This window comes from Burkholderia sp. 567, assembly GCF_040545115.1.
In the GTDB taxonomy this organism is placed as follows: Bacteria; Pseudomonadota; Gammaproteobacteria; order Burkholderiales; family Burkholderiaceae; genus Burkholderia; species Burkholderia ambifaria.
On the sequence record NZ_JBEPLG010000009.1, the window covers coordinates 42,747 to 58,452 of the forward strand.

14 protein-coding genes are annotated in these 15,706 nt (G+C 68.7%); 4 read left to right on the forward strand and 10 right to left on the reverse strand.

The window, feature by feature from the left end:
- Nucleotides 1-29: 29 nt before the first annotated feature.
- Both ABIC50_RS24610 and ABIC50_RS24615 read right to left on the reverse strand, forming a co-directional pair.
- Nucleotides 30-1,829 (reverse strand): methyl-accepting chemotaxis protein, encoded by a 1,800-nt coding sequence (locus ABIC50_RS24610; RefSeq protein WP_354167420.1) that lies wholly within the window; start codon nucleotides 1,827-1,829, stop codon nucleotides 30-32.
- A 244-nt stretch (nucleotides 1,830-2,073) separates the two neighbouring features.
- A complete protein-coding gene (locus ABIC50_RS24615) occupies nucleotides 2,074-2,331 on the reverse strand; it encodes a DUF3562 domain-containing protein (RefSeq protein WP_011658797.1) in 258 nt (85 codons plus the stop codon).
- 98 nt (nucleotides 2,332-2,429) lie between these two features.
- Between ABIC50_RS24615 and ABIC50_RS24620 the strand changes: the two genes are divergently transcribed.
- Both ABIC50_RS24620 and ABIC50_RS24625 read left to right on the forward strand, forming a co-directional pair.
- Nucleotides 2,430-2,609 carry a hypothetical protein gene (locus ABIC50_RS24620; RefSeq protein ID WP_354167422.1) on the forward strand — a complete coding sequence of 60 codons (180 nt, stop codon included), beginning with the start codon at nucleotides 2,430-2,432 and terminating at the stop codon, nucleotides 2,607-2,609.
- A gap of 314 nt (nucleotides 2,610-2,923) precedes the next feature.
- Entirely contained in the window at nucleotides 2,924-3,334 is a 411-nt protein-coding gene (locus ABIC50_RS24625) for a hypothetical protein (protein WP_354167425.1), read from the forward strand.
- Between the two features lie 532 nt (nucleotides 3,335-3,866).
- Here ABIC50_RS24625 and ABIC50_RS24630 read toward each other — a convergent pair.
- From ABIC50_RS24630 to ABIC50_RS24645, 4 genes are all read right to left on the reverse strand, one after another.
- A complete protein-coding gene (locus ABIC50_RS24630) occupies nucleotides 3,867-4,802 on the reverse strand; it encodes a universal stress protein (RefSeq protein WP_354167428.1) in 936 nt (311 codons plus the stop codon).
- 345 nt (nucleotides 4,803-5,147) lie between these two features.
- A complete protein-coding gene (locus tag ABIC50_RS24635) occupies nucleotides 5,148-6,176 on the reverse strand; it encodes a DedA family protein/thiosulfate sulfurtransferase GlpE (protein ID WP_126225383.1) in 1,029 nt (342 codons plus the stop codon).
- A 166-nt stretch (nucleotides 6,177-6,342) separates the two neighbouring features.
- Nucleotides 6,343-6,849 (reverse strand): cupin domain-containing protein, encoded by a 507-nt coding sequence (locus tag ABIC50_RS24640; protein WP_354167431.1) that lies wholly within the window; start codon nucleotides 6,847-6,849, stop codon nucleotides 6,343-6,345.
- A gap of 405 nt (nucleotides 6,850-7,254) precedes the next feature.
- A complete protein-coding gene (locus ABIC50_RS24645) occupies nucleotides 7,255-7,728 on the reverse strand; it encodes a universal stress protein (RefSeq protein WP_011658784.1) in 474 nt (157 codons plus the stop codon).
- A gap of 320 nt (nucleotides 7,729-8,048) precedes the next feature.
- Here ABIC50_RS24645 and ABIC50_RS24650 point away from each other — a divergent pair, with 320 nt between their 5' ends.
- Complete coding sequence (locus ABIC50_RS24650; RefSeq protein WP_354167434.1) at nucleotides 8,049-10,160, forward strand: PAS domain S-box protein; 2,112 nt, start codon at nucleotides 8,049-8,051, stop codon at nucleotides 10,158-10,160.
- The gene (locus ABIC50_RS24655; protein ID WP_006755659.1) at nucleotides 10,157-10,804 is read left to right on the forward strand and encodes a response regulator; all 648 of its coding nucleotides are present in this window, start codon (nucleotides 10,157-10,159) and stop codon (nucleotides 10,802-10,804) included. The genes ABIC50_RS24650 and ABIC50_RS24655 overlap by 4 nt, the downstream gene beginning before the upstream one ends.
- 77 nt (nucleotides 10,805-10,881) lie before the next feature.
- Here the strand turns inward: ABIC50_RS24655 and ABIC50_RS24660 are convergent, their stop codons facing one another.
- From ABIC50_RS24660 to ABIC50_RS24675, 4 genes are all read right to left on the reverse strand, one after another.
- On the reverse strand, nucleotides 10,882-11,286 hold the full coding sequence (locus ABIC50_RS24660; protein WP_126225380.1) for a lysozyme inhibitor LprI family protein: 405 nt from the start codon (nucleotides 11,284-11,286) through the stop codon (nucleotides 10,882-10,884).
- A 269-nt stretch (nucleotides 11,287-11,555) separates the two neighbouring features.
- Nucleotides 11,556-11,885, reverse strand: coding sequence for a DUF4148 domain-containing protein (locus tag ABIC50_RS24665; protein ID WP_011658781.1), 330 nt, complete (start codon nucleotides 11,883-11,885; stop codon nucleotides 11,556-11,558).
- A gap of 268 nt (nucleotides 11,886-12,153) precedes the next feature.
- On the reverse strand, nucleotides 12,154-13,029 hold the full coding sequence (locus ABIC50_RS24670; protein ID WP_354167436.1) for a PilZ domain-containing protein: 876 nt from the start codon (nucleotides 13,027-13,029) through the stop codon (nucleotides 12,154-12,156).
- A 78-nt stretch (nucleotides 13,030-13,107) separates the two neighbouring features.
- Entirely contained in the window at nucleotides 13,108-15,675 is a 2,568-nt protein-coding gene (locus ABIC50_RS24675) for a penicillin-binding protein 1A (protein ID WP_471685736.1), read from the reverse strand.
- Nucleotides 15,676-15,706: the final 31 nt, after the last annotated feature.

Genomic DNA, 15,706 nt, shown 5'->3' on the forward strand with positions numbered 1-15,706 from the left:
GCGGCTCGACCTGCGTCACCCGGCGCGGGTCATGCGACCTTGAACTGCCCGACCGTCGTCGCGAGCGCGTTCGCCTGCGTCTGCAGCGCGGTCGCGGCCGCGGTCGACTGTTCGACGAGCGCCGCGTTCTGCTGCACCATCTCGTCGAGCTGCGTGACCGCGCGATTCACTTCCTGGATGCCGCGCGTCTGCTCGTTCGCTGCGTGCGTGATCTCGGAGATGATCGTCGTCACGTTCGCGACGTTCGACACGATTTCGCGCATCGTGTCGCCGGCCTGGCGCACCTGTCCCGAGCCGGCCGACACGCTCGCCACCGTCGACTCGACCAGCACCTTCACTTCGCGTGCGGCTTGCGCGCTGCGTTGCGCGAGGCTGCGCACTTCCTGCGCGACGACCGCGAAACCGCGGCCCTGCTCGCCGGCGCGCGCTGCTTCGACGGCCGCGTTCAGCGCGAGGATGTTGGTCTGGAACGCGATGCCGTCGATCACGCCGATGATGGCGCCGATCCGGCCCGACGCTTCCTCGATCTTCCCCATCGTCGCCACCACGTCCGACACGACCACGCCGCCGTGCGACGCGATCCGCGAGGCCGCGGCCGCGCGTTCGTCGGCCTGGCCGGCCGCCGCTGCCGACTGACCGACCGTCGCGGTGATCTCTTCCATCGACGCGGCCGTTTCCTCGAGGCTCGCCGCCGCCGATTCGGTGCGCGACGACAGGTCCTGGTTGCCCGCGGCGATTTCGTTCGCGGCCGTGCGCACCGATTCGCTCGCGTCGCGGATCTGCCGCATCACGTCGTTCAACTTGTCGACGAAGCTGTTGAACGAGCGCGCGATATCGGCCACCTCGTCGCGGCCTTCGGCCGGCAGGCGCTGCGTCAGGTCGCCCGTGCCCGAGCCGATCGACGCCATCGCCTGACGCACCTGCGACAGGCGGCGGAACGCGGTCGTGGTGATCGCGCCGATGATCAGCGACGCGACGCCGACGATCACGATCAGCGTGACCAGCGACGCCGTCAGCAGCGAGCGCATGCCGGCCGTCGCTTCCGATTTGTCGAGCAGCACCAGCGCATACCAGTCGGTGCCCGGCACAGCCTGCGCGCGCGCGAGCTTCGCGTCGCCGCCGACGTGCACTTCGACCGGCGCAGTGGCCGCGGCCAGCGACGCGGCGCTCATGCCGCCGAGATCGGGCGACACGTCGGCCACCGGCTTCAGCGTGAGCTTCGCGTCGGGATGCGCGACGACGTGGCCGTTGCTGTCGATCAGCATCCCGAAGCTCGCGGGCGTCGGGTGGATCGACTTCACGTTCGCGATCACGCTGTCCATCGCGACGTCGGCCGCGACGACGCCCTTCAGCGCGCCGTCGCGCAGGATCGGCACCGCGAACGTGACGACCAGGTTGCCGGTGCCCGCGTCGACGTAAGGCGGCGTGACGACTGGCTTGCCGGCCTGCGCGGCCTGCTTGTACCACGGGCGGCCGGTCGGATCGTAGTCGGGCGGGATGCCCGTCGGGTCGGAGAAATGGAACACCTTGTCGGCGTAGCCCGCGTACACGTTCGTGAAGCTGCCGGCCGCGGCCATCTGCTTGAACACAGGCAGCGGATCCGGCGACAGCGCGGCGTCCTGCAGCGACGCGATCATCCGGCTCCTGGTCGCGACCCAGTCGCCGATGCCGACCACATGGCCGCTCGCGACGGAAGTCAGGTTGCGGTCGATCGCGTCTTCGTTGTACGAGCGCGCGATGAAATAGTTGATGAGCGTGGTGGCGACGAGCGCGAAGACGACGATGGCGACGCACGCGGCAAGAATACGGGTCCGGATGGACGAAAACATGGCAACGACTCGGTAAGGAAGCGGGACCGCCCGGTGGACGGATTCACCGGGTAAACGGCATCCGCGCCGCTTACTTGAGGCCGTTGCGGCAATTCAATGAAACATGTGAAGAAAGGCGCTGCCGGCGCGTAAGCGCGTTGTAGGCGCGCGGGGCGGCGGTTTGCGCTGCGAGATGGCGTGTGCGCCGGTCGAAGACCGGCCGCGGCCCGAGTGCACCAGTGACGTTGATGGCGGCGAGCGTCCGTCACAAACGGCGATCGGCACGCGTGTCCGGCTCCTTGTGCTGCGTACCGGACGAGGTGTCGCGCTCGAGGTCGTCCTGTCTGCGCATCCGTTCGCGCAGGTGACGAATCGCGAAAACGTGGATGTAGTCGTGCACGCGGGCATCGGACGACAACGCACGCACTTCGTCGTCGAGCATCGTGCGCAACTGGTCGTCGCCGATCTCGCGCTGTTCGGCGACGGCTTTCAAGGCTTCAAGCATGGTGTCCTGTTGTGACATCGACGGGCTCCTGACGGTCGAGGAACGAAAGGAAAAAAGACGCTACCGGAAGATTAAGGACTGAACGGCCGCCCGGCGTACGATGCGCCGAAGCGTGTTTGCGCGCGATCAACGACACCTTGCGTGCCGCCGCGCCGATCGATTGCCGGATCGGCCCGCGCGCGGGATCCGCGGTGCGCATGGCCCGCGAACGACTGGAAGGATTGCCACGCCACCCCGAGGCGCGGCACCGCCGTTCGCGCGGACGATGGAACCGTCGCGCGACGCCGATGCAGTGAGCAACTTAGACCGGTCGAAATCCTGCGTCAAGCAAAGCGCGCCGGGCCGATTCGTCTGTTTTTATGCACCATATCGCCGCGCCGCACATGGCGTGCCGCGGCCCGCGCATCGCGCCGCGGCGGTCGAACGCCGGTGCCGTTTGTCAGCGGATTCCGATACGCCGCACGTAATGTCTGACAACGAGTTCAGCGCGCGCCGATTGGCAGCGCGGTATCGGTGACGGATACTGATGTCATGAACGATACGTTCATATCCGGTCATCGCTCAGCCGGCCGTTGAGTCGGCATGCGGGGTCCGGTGCAGGAGACCAATCATGGGACATCGCAACTTCCCGGCCCGGGACGGACGGCGGCGCACGCCGTCCGCGCCCGCCGCGTCGGCCGGTATCCAGCCGCCCGACGATCTCGACGTGTTGCTCGCGATCGCGCGCGAAGCGGGCTTGCTCGTGATGCTCGACGGGCAGATCGGACGCGAAAAATATCAGAGTGTCGCGGGGTCGGTGCTCGCGCTGCAGCGGTTCGCCGCTGCGCTGCGCGCGCGGGCCGACGCCGACACATCGGCCGTTGCCGTCGCGGAGCCGCGCCGCAAGGGGCGACCCGGCTGGCCGCGGTTGCGCAATCGCACACCGGGCGGACGAGGACATCCGCATGGCGTGCGTCGCGGCGCCTGCGTATGCCGCATCACCCGCCGCGGGCGCGACCAGCGAACGATGCGCTACGTATGAGAGCCTGAACGCAGCAGGCGCGGCGCGGGGCCGCGCGATGGCTGCGATAACTGCGACACCCATCCGGCCCGCGGGCGCTGCGCGCCTCGCGTGCCGCCATTCCACACCGATCCGCCGTGGTGCGATCGCGTGTCACCACACGCCGTTCCACTCGGCGATATCGACGAAGACAATACCTGCGAGGAAAGTAGTCTGCACGGGGCCAGGAAGCGGACGGGGTGAGATACACCCCGTCCGTCGTTCCAAGGCAGCCGTCGGCCGCCTACCCTCGTGCCGGAGAGTTCTTGATCGGCTCACGCGCCACGCGATGCGCAGCACGGCTCCGGAAATCGGTTGATCGCAACGACCTCGGACATGGGTGCGTTCGGCGTGCGTTCGCGCGGTTCGAACTCGGCGCGTCGAATCGCCACGTCACGTACGGACGACAGCCGGTCCGCCCCGCCGGACGTCGTGTCACTGTCTCACGCGCGGCGCACGACGTTTCTGATGCAGGTCAACGAAAGCCCGCTTCACCTGCATCGCATCGCGATCTTCATGCTTCGCCACGCACGAGCAGCACCGGCACCTGCGCGAGATGCGCGACCCGGCGCGCGACGCTGCCGATCAGCCAGGCGGCAATGCCGCGCCGGCCGTGCGTGCCGACCACCAGCAGTTCCGCATGCCAGTGCACCGCGTCGCGCATCAGTGCATGGGCGACGTCGTCGCTGGTCGGACGGGTTTCGACGATGCCACGCTTGGCCGGGTTCCCCGCCGCATGGAACAGCGGGCCGATCCGGGCCAGCGCATCCTCGCCTTCCGCGCGATAGGCGTCCTCGAGCGCGCGCACCGGCACGAGATCCGTCAGACGCACCGCGCGATCGACGACATAGGCCGCGTACAGCAGCGTCGTCGGCGCCGCGAAGCCGAGCCCGACGCGCACCGCGTGCAGCGACGGCTCGCTGCCATCGACCGCGAACATCAGGCGCTGCAGCGGGCCGTCCGCCGGCCGCGCATAGTCGGCCGGCACGATCAGCAGCGCGCAGCGTGCGCGTGCGGCCAGCGTGTCGGACATCGCGCCTTCGACGAGCCGCAACAGCCCGTGGTGCGGATTCGCGCCGACCACGAGCACGTCGGCATGCCATCCCGACGTCTCGTTCGCGAGTGCATCCGCAACCGTACCGCCCGTGACCGACGTATCGAGGATCACCTGCTCGACGGCCACGCCGCTGCCGGCGAACAGTGCGGCGGTGCGTTCGAGTGTCGCCTCTGCTTCGTGCATCATTTCCTCGCGCGCCGATGTCAGCAGCGCGTCAACGCGCGGGATGTCGGGCAGCACGAGGCGCGGATTGTCGATCGCGCAGACGATGCGCACCTGCATGCCGGGGCGCAGCAGCGTTCGCGTATAGCGCGCGGCGGACAGCGACTCGGGCGTCAGATCCACGGCCAGCGCGATGCGCGCGAGCGGTGGGATGGTCGAGGTGGTTTGCATGGCGAAGGCCTCTGTGGACGCGTCGTCGCGGACGACGACCGAAGCTTCGCGCGGCAGCGGCACGCGGCGGGCGGAAGGCCGGCGTGGCGCGGGATCGGTGGATGGCCACGCGAAGCGCGGACAAACGATTCCGACAGGATATGACGTCCTGCCGGGGCGTGCATGATCGGGATCAATGCGCGTGCGGGCCGAGACGCGTTGCGTGCGCATGTACCGCGCGCAGCGCGGCGGATTTTCGCTGGTTCGCTTACGGGATCAGAGGTTTCGCGCCAACCGAGTTTCGCGCGAACGAGAAGCGCTAAACCGGCGGCGGAATCGGAACGTGCGCGGCATTGCGCGCACGATTCACTTCGACAGCGTCGCCCGCACCGTATATTCGCCCTCGAGCGGCGCGGCATGAGCCGGTCGCACGAAATACCGCGACGCATCGGCATCGGCCGGCATCGGCTCGACCGGGTAACCGTGCTTCTCCCACGCATCAAGCCCGCCCTTCAGCGCCCTGATGTTGTGGAGCATCTTCTTGCGCTGCATCTTCGCGATCAGACGCTTCGCGGTCGCTTCGTTCGGGCACACGCAATACACGACGATCGGCCGCTTCAGCAGCTCCGGATCGAGCAGGTCCGGCGAATCGAGATCGACCGGCAGCGCACCGGCGATCCGGTACGGCTCCCGTTCGCGAATCGCGCGCGGCCGCGCATCGAAGATCAGCGGCGGTTCGTTCGACGTCATCATCTCGACGAGTTGCGGCGGCGAGATGCGCAACTGCGCGAGGTAGCGGCGGAATTGCACGCGGCGCACCCAGCGGTACAGCACGAACGTGATGAAGATCGCGAGAAACGCATCGAGGATCGTACCGCCGCTCGCGCGCACCCACAGCACGAACTGGACGATCTGGTCATGCACGGCCGCGCCGCCGACAAGCCAGACCGCGGCCCACAATGACGCGCCGGCCAAGTCCCAGAACAGGAACACGCCGACACCGATCGCGGTCGTGCCGAGCAGCGGCGCCGACACGAGGCCCAGGCCCGGCAGGAATTTGGAGATGACGAGGAGCGGCGCGCCGTATCTTTCGAATACATTACGCGCGAAGCGCAGCGTCGTATCGAGCGACAGCGAGAAGCGCACGAGCCCGTTCAGCAAGCGCCGCCCGCGCGTGCGGCCCATGAAGAACCACAGCGAATCGGCAAGCATCGTCGCACCGATCGCCGCCACGAACATGCTCGTCCAGGACGCCTGCCCCATCGCCGCCATCGTACCGCCGAGAATCAGCATCGGCACGGCCGGTACCGGCACGCCGAGCTGCGTGATGAGTACGCTCGCGAACACGGCCCACGGGCCGAGCGACGAGGGAATTGCAATGGGAAAGTGCCACACGGGGGCGCTCCTGGAAGACATGCGGACCGTGCGACGGAGGCGGCCGTCGATACGGCTGGCAGCGACCGCCGCGGCAGGTCCGCGGCCGATCCTGCACCACGTTGCATTCTAAACGGGTTTGGTCGGGACCGCGCGGAACGGCTGTCGTCTGCGGCAGCCCTCACGCTCACGCGTCGGGGCGCTGCGCGAGCCCCGCGACGTATTCCGCGTATTCGGGAAACGCGGCGGCCAGTGCGGTCGCATCCGCGAGCTCGAATTCCGCGAACTCGAACCCCGGCGCGACCGTGCAGCCCACGAGCGCGACGTGCTCCGGCGACGCGCAGCGTGCGCCGAACCAGCGTCCGGCCGGCACGACGGCCTGGAACACGGTGCCCGGATGCGTGAGCGGGTTGCCGAGCCGATGGATCGTCAGCCCGTCGTGCTCGTCGAGCACCCACACTTCGAGCGGATCGCACGCGTAGAAATGCCAGACCTCGTCGGAACGGATCCGATGCCACGACGAATACGCGCCGTCGCACAACAGGTAGTAGATCGCGGTCGACGCCGCGCGCGGTGCGCCGTCGGCAGGACGCACGACGGTATCGGCCGCGCGGTAGGTTTCGCGGAAATAGCCGCCCTCGGGATGCGGCTGAAGATCGAACTGGTGAATCAGGTCGGCGGCGGAAATCGGCATGGCGGATGACGTCGGTAAGGTAGGAAACCGGACACGCGACGCACCGCGCGGCCGATCGCACATGCAATCTCCCGCACCGTCGCGTGCCGCTGCGTCGGTCGCCGCGGCCATGCACGCGGCGACGGGATCGCGCGTGAAACGCGCGCGACGATGAAGCGGACCCCGGTCGATGCTGCCAGAAGTGCCCGTCACGATGCAACCGGGGCGATGCGATCACGCCCTTGCATGGCCGCGCAGGCGCGGCCCGCTGACCGATGTACCGGACGCGCGACCGACAACGCGGTCACGCCGTCACGCTGCCATCCGCCCGGCCGCCCTTTGCCGCTCGCACCTGACCGCCTGACCGCCTGACCGCCTGACCACATGAGCACATGAGCACATGAACGCCTCAGCGCCCCACCACAGTCATCGCGCGGTTGCCACCGCGGCCGGCTCGTCGTGCCGCACCAGCAGCACCGGCCGGTCGGCCGAGCGCAGCAGCGATTCCGCGACACTCCCGAGCAGCAACCGGCGCAATCCGTGCCGCCCACTCGTCCCCATCACGATCAGATCGGCACCGACCTCGGCCGCCGTGCGCATCAGCACCGCGGCGACGTCCTCGCCGTACGCATCGAGCGCGCGCACGGTGCCCGGCACATGCTGCTGCGCGAGCACCGCTCGCGCGTCGTCGAGCACGGGCGTCGCCGCGGCGGTTGCCGCCGCGTCGCGGTCGCGTTCGGCCGCAAAACCCGCATCGACGTCGACGAGCTGCGGCCGATGCTCGACGACATACGCGCACGTCACCTCGCCGCCGGATGCCAGCGCGATCCGGATCGCCTCGTTCAGCGCGAGACGCGCGCTTGGGCCGCCGTCGAGCCCGACGAAAATCCGCTTGTACATGGTCCGCCCTCCGACCGGGCACGCGCCGCGCATCGCGCAACGACACGCCCGTCATCGCGAGCCGGCCCGATGCCGGCTCGTCTGCCGAACAGTCTGCCCCCACATGCCGACGCGCCCGTTGACGCGCGTCAATCGCCGCCGGAACGCCCGCCGCACGCCCGACTAGCACGTTTTTAGCTGACCCTATTACAAAAAAACCATAAAACGCGCACAATTTCAGCTTTAAATCAAACGTCGCACGCGGCCGGTGCGAGTTTTCGCCGGTTTTGCCGCACCGCCCGAGCGCCACGGGCGGCCCCGACACCAGAATGGCCAATCGAATGACCGCCAGTGGCACCCCGTCGCGTGACGCCCGAGGGCCCACGCGCCTTCCGACCATGTTACGCCAGCCGCTCGTGGCTGGCGTCGCTGCACTGTTCGCCGGCGCGGCGCTGTCGCTCGGCGTCGCGCTGCTGGTGCGCGAGCAGTGGCAAGGCGCCGTGCATACGCGCTTCGAACGCCGCACGTCGCACGTGACGGCGATGCTGCGCCACGAGTTGCAGACCGGTGCCGCCGTGCTCGAAAGCGCGCGCGGCGCGTTCCTGCTCGCGCCGCAGATGACCCCCGAGCAATGGCGCCGGTATGCCGACACGCTCGAGCTCGACAGCGGCCGTTCGCCGGTCCGGCAGCTCGGCTATGCGCCGCTGTCGCCCGCGACACGCAGCGCGCTCGCCGGCGACGCGCCGCTGCCGGCCGGCCCGTTCGCGGTCGCGACACTCAGCGCGCCGCTGTCGAGCGCGGCCGGCGCGCGCTTCGGCGCACCGGATCAGGCACCGCTGGCACGCGCGCTGCGCACCGGCAATGTCGCGCTCGGCATCCACCCGGCCGACGACGATACGTCCCGCGATACCCGCATCCTGATGCTGTTCGTGCCGGCGACGCCTTCATCGCGCACGCCCGTCACGCCAGCCAGTGCCCATGACACGGGTGCCGGCGGCGTGCTGTTCGCGGAACTCAGCCCGAATCGCGTGGTGGAGCGCGCGCTCGACGCGGAACGCGGGCTCGACCTGCGGATGAGCGTCGGCGACGATCCGCATCCGATCGCGAGCGCGGAGACGACGACCGACGAGGCCTCCACGTCGCCCGACCTGATGCGCCGCACCGACCAACTGAATTTCGGCGGCACCGTGCTGACGCTCGCCTATTCTGCGGACGGCCGCCCGAGCGCGACCGGCGCGCAGCGCGCGGCGGGCACGGTGCTCGCCGCCGGGTTGATCGCGTCGTTCGCGTTCGCGGCACTGATCCATGCACTGCTGCGCGGCCGCGCCGGGACGGCCGATACCGGCGCCAGCAGCCGCGGCATCCTCAACGAGGCGCGGATGATGGGCATCATCCGCTCGTCGATGGAAGCGATCATCACGATCGACGAGAAGCAGACGGTCGTGATCTTCAATCCGATGGCCGAACAGGTATTCGGCGTGTCGGCGATGGAGGCGATCGGCGCGCCGCTGTCGCGCTTCATCCCCGAGCGGTTTCGCGCCGCGCATGCGAAGCACGTCGACCAGTTCGGCGTGACCGGTGTGTCCGAGCGGCAAATGGGCCGCCAGCGCGTGCTGTTCGGGCTGCGCGGCAACGGCGAAGAATTCCCGATCGAGGCGTCGATTTCGCAGATCCGCGATGCGTCGGGCAAGCTCTATACGGTAATGCTGCGCGACATCACCGAGCGGCAGCGCGCGGAGAATGCGCTGAAGCAGTCGCGCGAGGAATTGCGCGAACTCTCGGCGAACCTGCAGAACGTACGCGAAGAGGAAAAGACCCGCATCGCGCGCGAGCTGCACGACGATCTCGGCCAGCAACTGACCGCGCTGAAGATGGATCTGTCGGTGATCGAGCAGCAACTGCGCGCGCCGGGCCGTGCGCAACCCAACGACGACGTGCTGTCGCACCTGCAGGGCATGCGCCGTCTGATCGATGCAACCGTGGCGTCGGTGCGGCGCATCGCAGCCGACCTGCGTCCGGTGATGCTCGACGATCTCGGCCTCGTGCCCGCGATCGAGTGGCTGGCGAACGACTTCACGAACCGCTACGGCATCGACGTCGAACGCCACATCGAAACGGGCGGGCTCACGTTCACCAGCGCGGGGGCGACCACGCTGTTCCGGATCGTCCAGGAAGCGCTGACGAACGTCGCGCGCCACGCGGATGCGACACGCGTCGCGCTGCGGCTCGACATCGAGGAAGGCTTCTGCGTACTGCGGGTCGCGGACAACGGCCGCGGCGCGGCACCGGGCGGCAGCGCCCACGAGGACAAATCGTTCGGGCTGATCGGCATTCGCGAACGCGCACACATGCTGGGCGGCAACGTGACGATCGACACCGCGCTCGCGCGCGGCTTCTCGATCACCGTCGCCTTCCCGCTCGGCACAGTTCAACAGGAAACCACCCTCACATGATCAAGGTGCTCATCGCCGACGACCATACGCTCGTGCGCGACGGTCTGCGGCACATCCTCCAGAACGCCACCGGATTCGAGGTGGCCGGCGAAGCGTGCGACGGCCCGTCGACGATTGCGCTGGTTCGTTCGACGCCCGCGCAGGTGCTGGTGCTCGACCTGTCGATGCCGGGCCGCAACGGCGTCGAGCTGATCAAGCAGATCAAGGACGAGAAGCCCGCGCTGCGCGTGCTCGTGCTGACCATGCACGCGGAACAGCAATACGCGGTACGCGCGTTCCGCGCCGGTGCATCGGGCTATCTGACCAAGGAAAGCGCGAGCGCCGAACTGGTCGGCGCGGTGACGAAGGTTGCGTCAGGCGGCGTCTACGTGAGCCTCGCGATGGCCGAGCAGTTCGCGCAGAGCCTGAACGAGCCGGCCGAGACGCTGCCGCACCAGCGGTTGTCCGACCGCGAGTTCGACGTGTTCCGCCGGATCGCCGCCGGACAGACGCTGACCGAGATCGCGCAGGCGCTGTGCGTGAGCGCGAAGACGGTCAGCACCTACAAGACCCGGATCCTGGAAAAGATGCAGATGCCGCACGAAGCGGCGCTGGTCCGCTATGCGATGCGGCACAAGCTGCTCGACGAAACGGACGATGTCTAGCGCTTGTTCACGCTAATCACGGGCTTGCGGCGGCCGCGGGCCGTGCGAGCCTCGCGGCCGGCCGGGCGCCGCGGCTGTTACTTCGCCGGCACCGGGCACGCGAGATCGCCTTCCTCGCAGGACAGATACCCCTTCAGCGTCTCGTTGCGGATCTTCGTCAGATCGTCGAGGCAGGTCGACACGACCATCGAATATGCGCTGCCGCCTTCGGCGTTCGCACTGGAGAAGTTGCATTCGGCATCGCGGTAGGCAATCCACGTGCGCTGCGCACTCACGAGTTTCTCGGCGAGCGGCTTCGCATCGCGCAGGCGCGCGGTGACGGCCTGGTAAGTGCGATTCAGCTCTGCGTCGGATTTCTTGTACGCGCGATCGGCACACGCCGTCATCGCCGCCTGATCCGTCGTTTCCGCACAATTCGCCTGTGCATGGGCAAGGTTCGCCGTCAGCGCGAGCGCGCACAGCAGACCGGTCAAGACACGCATGGATGCTCCTGTTTGTTTTCGTTGATTGGTGGAACCTCGTGCCGGGCTTGCCGCCGCGCCTCGGCGCGCGGCATCGCGGACAAGCCGGCGCCACGCCATCCGCCACGGCTGCCGCGGCGTGGCGAGGCCGACCGCGATGCTAGCGCACGCGCGGCGGATTGTCAGCCGGCGCCACGCGTGCGGCGGACGCAAAAAAGCCCGCACTCGACATGAGTGCGGGCCTTTCGATACGGCGTCGCCAGCGGCCCGCAGGCCGCGCAGCGAATGGCTTAGTGACCGAAGTACACCGACGAACGGTCAGCCGCGGCCGGCACCGTCACGCGCTGGCCCGACTGCGACGTCGCGACCGGGTTCGAGCCGTAGCCCGTTGCGTCAGCCTGCGCGCCGGTGTTCTGGGCTGCTGCGATCTTTGCCTGTGCGGCCTGGATGTTTTCCGGATAGTTCATCCAGTCGTTCGGGTTGTAGCCGGCCTTCTCGAGCTGGACCAGCTCGGCACGCACTTGCGCGCGCGTCAGCGGCTGCTGGTTCGATTGGGCGAACGACACGATCGGTGCGGCCACCAGTGCGGCCAGTGCAACTGCCTTGATCAGCGATTTCATGATGCGTTACCTCCAGATTGTTTTGTCAGGCGCTTCGGACTCGGTAGTCGTTGCGCATGAGTGAAAGTCTAGGCGGCTCGGCTATCAGGGTAAATACTTAAATCGCGAATTCACTGTTGACCGAATTCCGTACAATTTCCGCGCATTCGGTCGAATCATCAGAGGATTAACGTCACATCCGCACCCAATTACACGGGGGCGCGCTGTGGCTGGCCGCGTCCCGTCGACCATGGACGACGGTGGCCCGGTGAGAAACGGCGGCCGCACGTCAGCGGACCTGATCGGCCTCCGTGCTTTCCACCGACAGGTCGAACAGCAACGCCTTCAGGCGGATGCGGTCGGCCGCGGCGATTTCGCTGAACGCAGCGTGATGAAGCGTCCAGCCCGGTGTCGCGGGCTCCGCGTGCACCGCGCGCACCGTGGCGTCGAGCGCCAGCAACGCGATACGGTCTCCGTCCATGTACGGCAGCTGCACGCGCAACGGCTCGCCGGCGGCGGCGAGCGGCCGGTCAACCGCGATCGACAATCCGTTCAGGCTCAGATCGTGAACGATGCCGATGCCGTCGGCCTGTGCCGCCCCGCCGGTGCAGCAGGCCGCGATCCGTACCGGCACGCGCGGCTCGACGCGCGTGCGCAACCGGTCCACGAAGCCCGGCGGCGACAGCACCATGAACGGCGCGCCGCCTACCGTCTGCACCGCCTCGACCGTCGCCCCGAAGCGCGACACCGCCGAGCGGCCGATCGCGACCGCCTCGACGTCGTCGCCGCGGGCAAAATCGAACACCGCCGACGGTCGCGGTTCGACGAACAGCACGCCCGACGCGCCGACCCCGATCAACCGGCAGCGTTGCAGCACGCGGGCCGCACCGACGCGCCGGCGGATGCCGATCGCGGCGCCGGCCGACAGTCCCATGTGCGCGGCCGCCGGCACGGTGTCGCCGTCGGACGTAGCGGGTCCTGCGTCATCGCGCCTGCGAACGGGCCGGAAGTGATCGAACAGGAAGTCATGCTGCGCGGGATCGCGCAGCGTGGCGCCGGCGGGCAGCAGCGCGGCGCCGCCCGCATCGTAGAGATCGAAGCCGAGCGGGACGCCGGCGGCGACGTCATCGCGCGCGAGCGCGACGTAATCGGTGATGAGCGGCATCGGAATGGCGCGGAGCGGCCGCGCGAGCTGTCGTGACAACGTGATTACGGCAGCATCGCGCGAAATCTGAACGGCTCGTTACTCCGAACCGCTGGTCGCGTCGGGTGAAGCGGGCGCCGGTGCCGGGGCCGAAGCCGGTGAAGGTGCCGGCACGGTGGAAGGCGCCGTGGCCGGTGCGGAGCCGAGGCCGCCGCCACCGGTATTGCCGGAACTCGCCGCGCTGCCTCCCACCGCCGGCGGCGGCTGCACGGGCTGCGATTGCGACGCGCCCGCCGACAACGCGGCGGCCGACGCCGCCACCTCCGACGCCGGAATCCATTCCTCGACGATGCCGCCCGATGCCGGCCCGGGCGCCGACGCGGCGGACGCGGCCGACGCCTCGTCTGTGTCCTCGTCGGGCTGACGCTCGATACGCTGCGTCCTCACGGTCGCCGGCGCCTGCTTCGACTCCGGCCCGAACCACACGTCGAACAGGTCCGTCACCCGTTCGCGCGCCGACGCGAACCAGCCGGGCGACGGCTCGGTGTCGAATTTCAGCTTCGTGTCGACGATCCGGGCGCGCTGCGCGCGCTGGAAGAAGTCGCCGACGATCGGCAGCGCGCTGTGCGCGCCTTGCCCCCAGTAGTCGCTGCGCAGCGTCACGCGGCCGTCGTCGAAGCCGACCCACGCGCCTGCGACCAGCCCGGGCTGCATCAGGATGAACCAGCCGTCCGCGTTGTCCTGCGTGGTGCCGGTCTTGCCGGCCACGTCGCCGCGAATCCCGAAGCGCGTGCGGATGCTGCCGCCGGTGCCGCGCGTCACGACGTCGCGCATCACGTCGAGCAGCGTCTTGTCGGTTTCGGCGTCGAGCGCGCGCTCGGGCGGCGCCGGCGCGTATTCGGCGAGCACGTCGCCCTGGCGGGTCTCGATGCGCGTGACCATTTGCGGCTCGACGTACAGCCCGCCGTTCGCGATCGTCGCGTACGACGCGACCATCTCCTTCAGCGTCACGGGGCTCGTGCCGAGCGCAAGCGACGGCACACGCTCGAGCGGACTCTCGCGCACGCCCATGTCGCGCGCGAGCCGCGCGACGGCCGCCGGACCGACCTTCTCCATCACCTGCGCGGTGATCCGGTTGCGCGACAGCGCGACCGCGTCGCGCAGCGTCATCGGCTTGCCGGTGGGCGGCGCGTCGTCGTTCGGCCGCCAGATCTCGCCGCCCTTCAGCGGAATTTCGATTGCCTGGTCGACGAACGTGTCCTCCGGCTTCATCCCGTTCGCGAACGCGGCGCCATAGACGAACGGCTTGAAGGTCGAACCCGGCTGGCGCCGTGCCTGCGACACGTGATCGAACGGCTCGTTCGTGAAGTCGCGGCTGCCAACCCATGCGCGGATCTGCCCGTCGCGCGGATCGATCGCGACGAAGCCGGCCTGCACGTCGGTCTTCGCCTTGCACAGCGCGCGCATGAAGCCTCGGTCGGCGGCGAGCTGCTTCATCGCGGCCGCATCGTCCTTGCCGGCGTCCTGCGCGGCCTTGTACTCAGGCGATTCGCGCATGAAAGTGCGGAACACCTCGTTGTCGGTGCCGCAGCCGTCGCGGCCGCTCCATGCGTTATTCGCGATCCCCTGCAGCTGGTTCGCCTGCTGCGTCAGCGCCTGGGTCGCCATCTGCTGCAGCCGCGCATCGATCGTGGTGCGCACGATCAGCCCGTCCGAGTAGATGTTGTAGTCGTTGCGGTCGGCCCAGCCGATCAGCCATTTGCGCAACTGCTGCGCGAAATGCGGCGCGGGCCCCGGCGGCTCCTTCTGGCGCTCGAAATCGACGCGCAGCGGCCGGCGCTGCAATTGCGCGAACTGCGCCGGCGACAGCTTGCCGTACTTCACCATCTGGCCGAGCACCGTATTGCGCCGCTGCAGCGCGCGCTCCGGGTTCAGCACCGGGTTGTAGTAGCTGTTGCCCTTCAGCATCCCGACAAGCGTCGCGCTGTCGAGCACGTCGAGCTGGTCGGCCGACTTGTCGAAATAGGTGCGCGCGGCCATCTCGACGCCGTACGCGTTGTACAGGAACGGCACCGTGTTCAGGTAGGTCTCGAGGATCTGCGGCTTGCTGTAGATGGCCTCGATCTTCAGCGCGGTGATCGCCTCCTTCACCTTGCGCGTGAGCGTCGGCGCGCGGCCGATCTCGTCCGGATACAGGTTGCGCGCGAGCTGCTGCGTGATCGTCGAGCCGCCCTGGCGGTTGCCGGAGAACGTATGGAGCGCGGCCGACGCCGTGCGCTTCCAGTCGAGGCCGTGGTGCTCGTAGAAGCGGTGGTCCTCGGTCGCGATCAGCGCATCGACCATGTGCGGCGAAATCTGCTTGAGCGGCACCCATTCGCGGTTCGACGGCTTGAATTCCGCCAGCAGCTTGCCATCGGCGGACAGCACCTGCGCGGGCTGGTCGACGCGTGCTTTGCGGATGTCGCCGATGCCGGGCGTGAACGGAATCAGCGCCAGCACGTACAGCAGGAACAGCACCGGCACGGCGGCGGCCGCGAGCAGCACGCCGCGGCGCGTCGGATGACGGAGACGGCGCCAGGCGGTGGCCAGCACACGCTTGACGGGCACGGCGGCAGCGGCCGCGACGGGTTGGGCGCGCGCGACCCATTTGGCACAGAGATCACGCACTGACGACACGTTTCGGCGATTCACGCGGGTG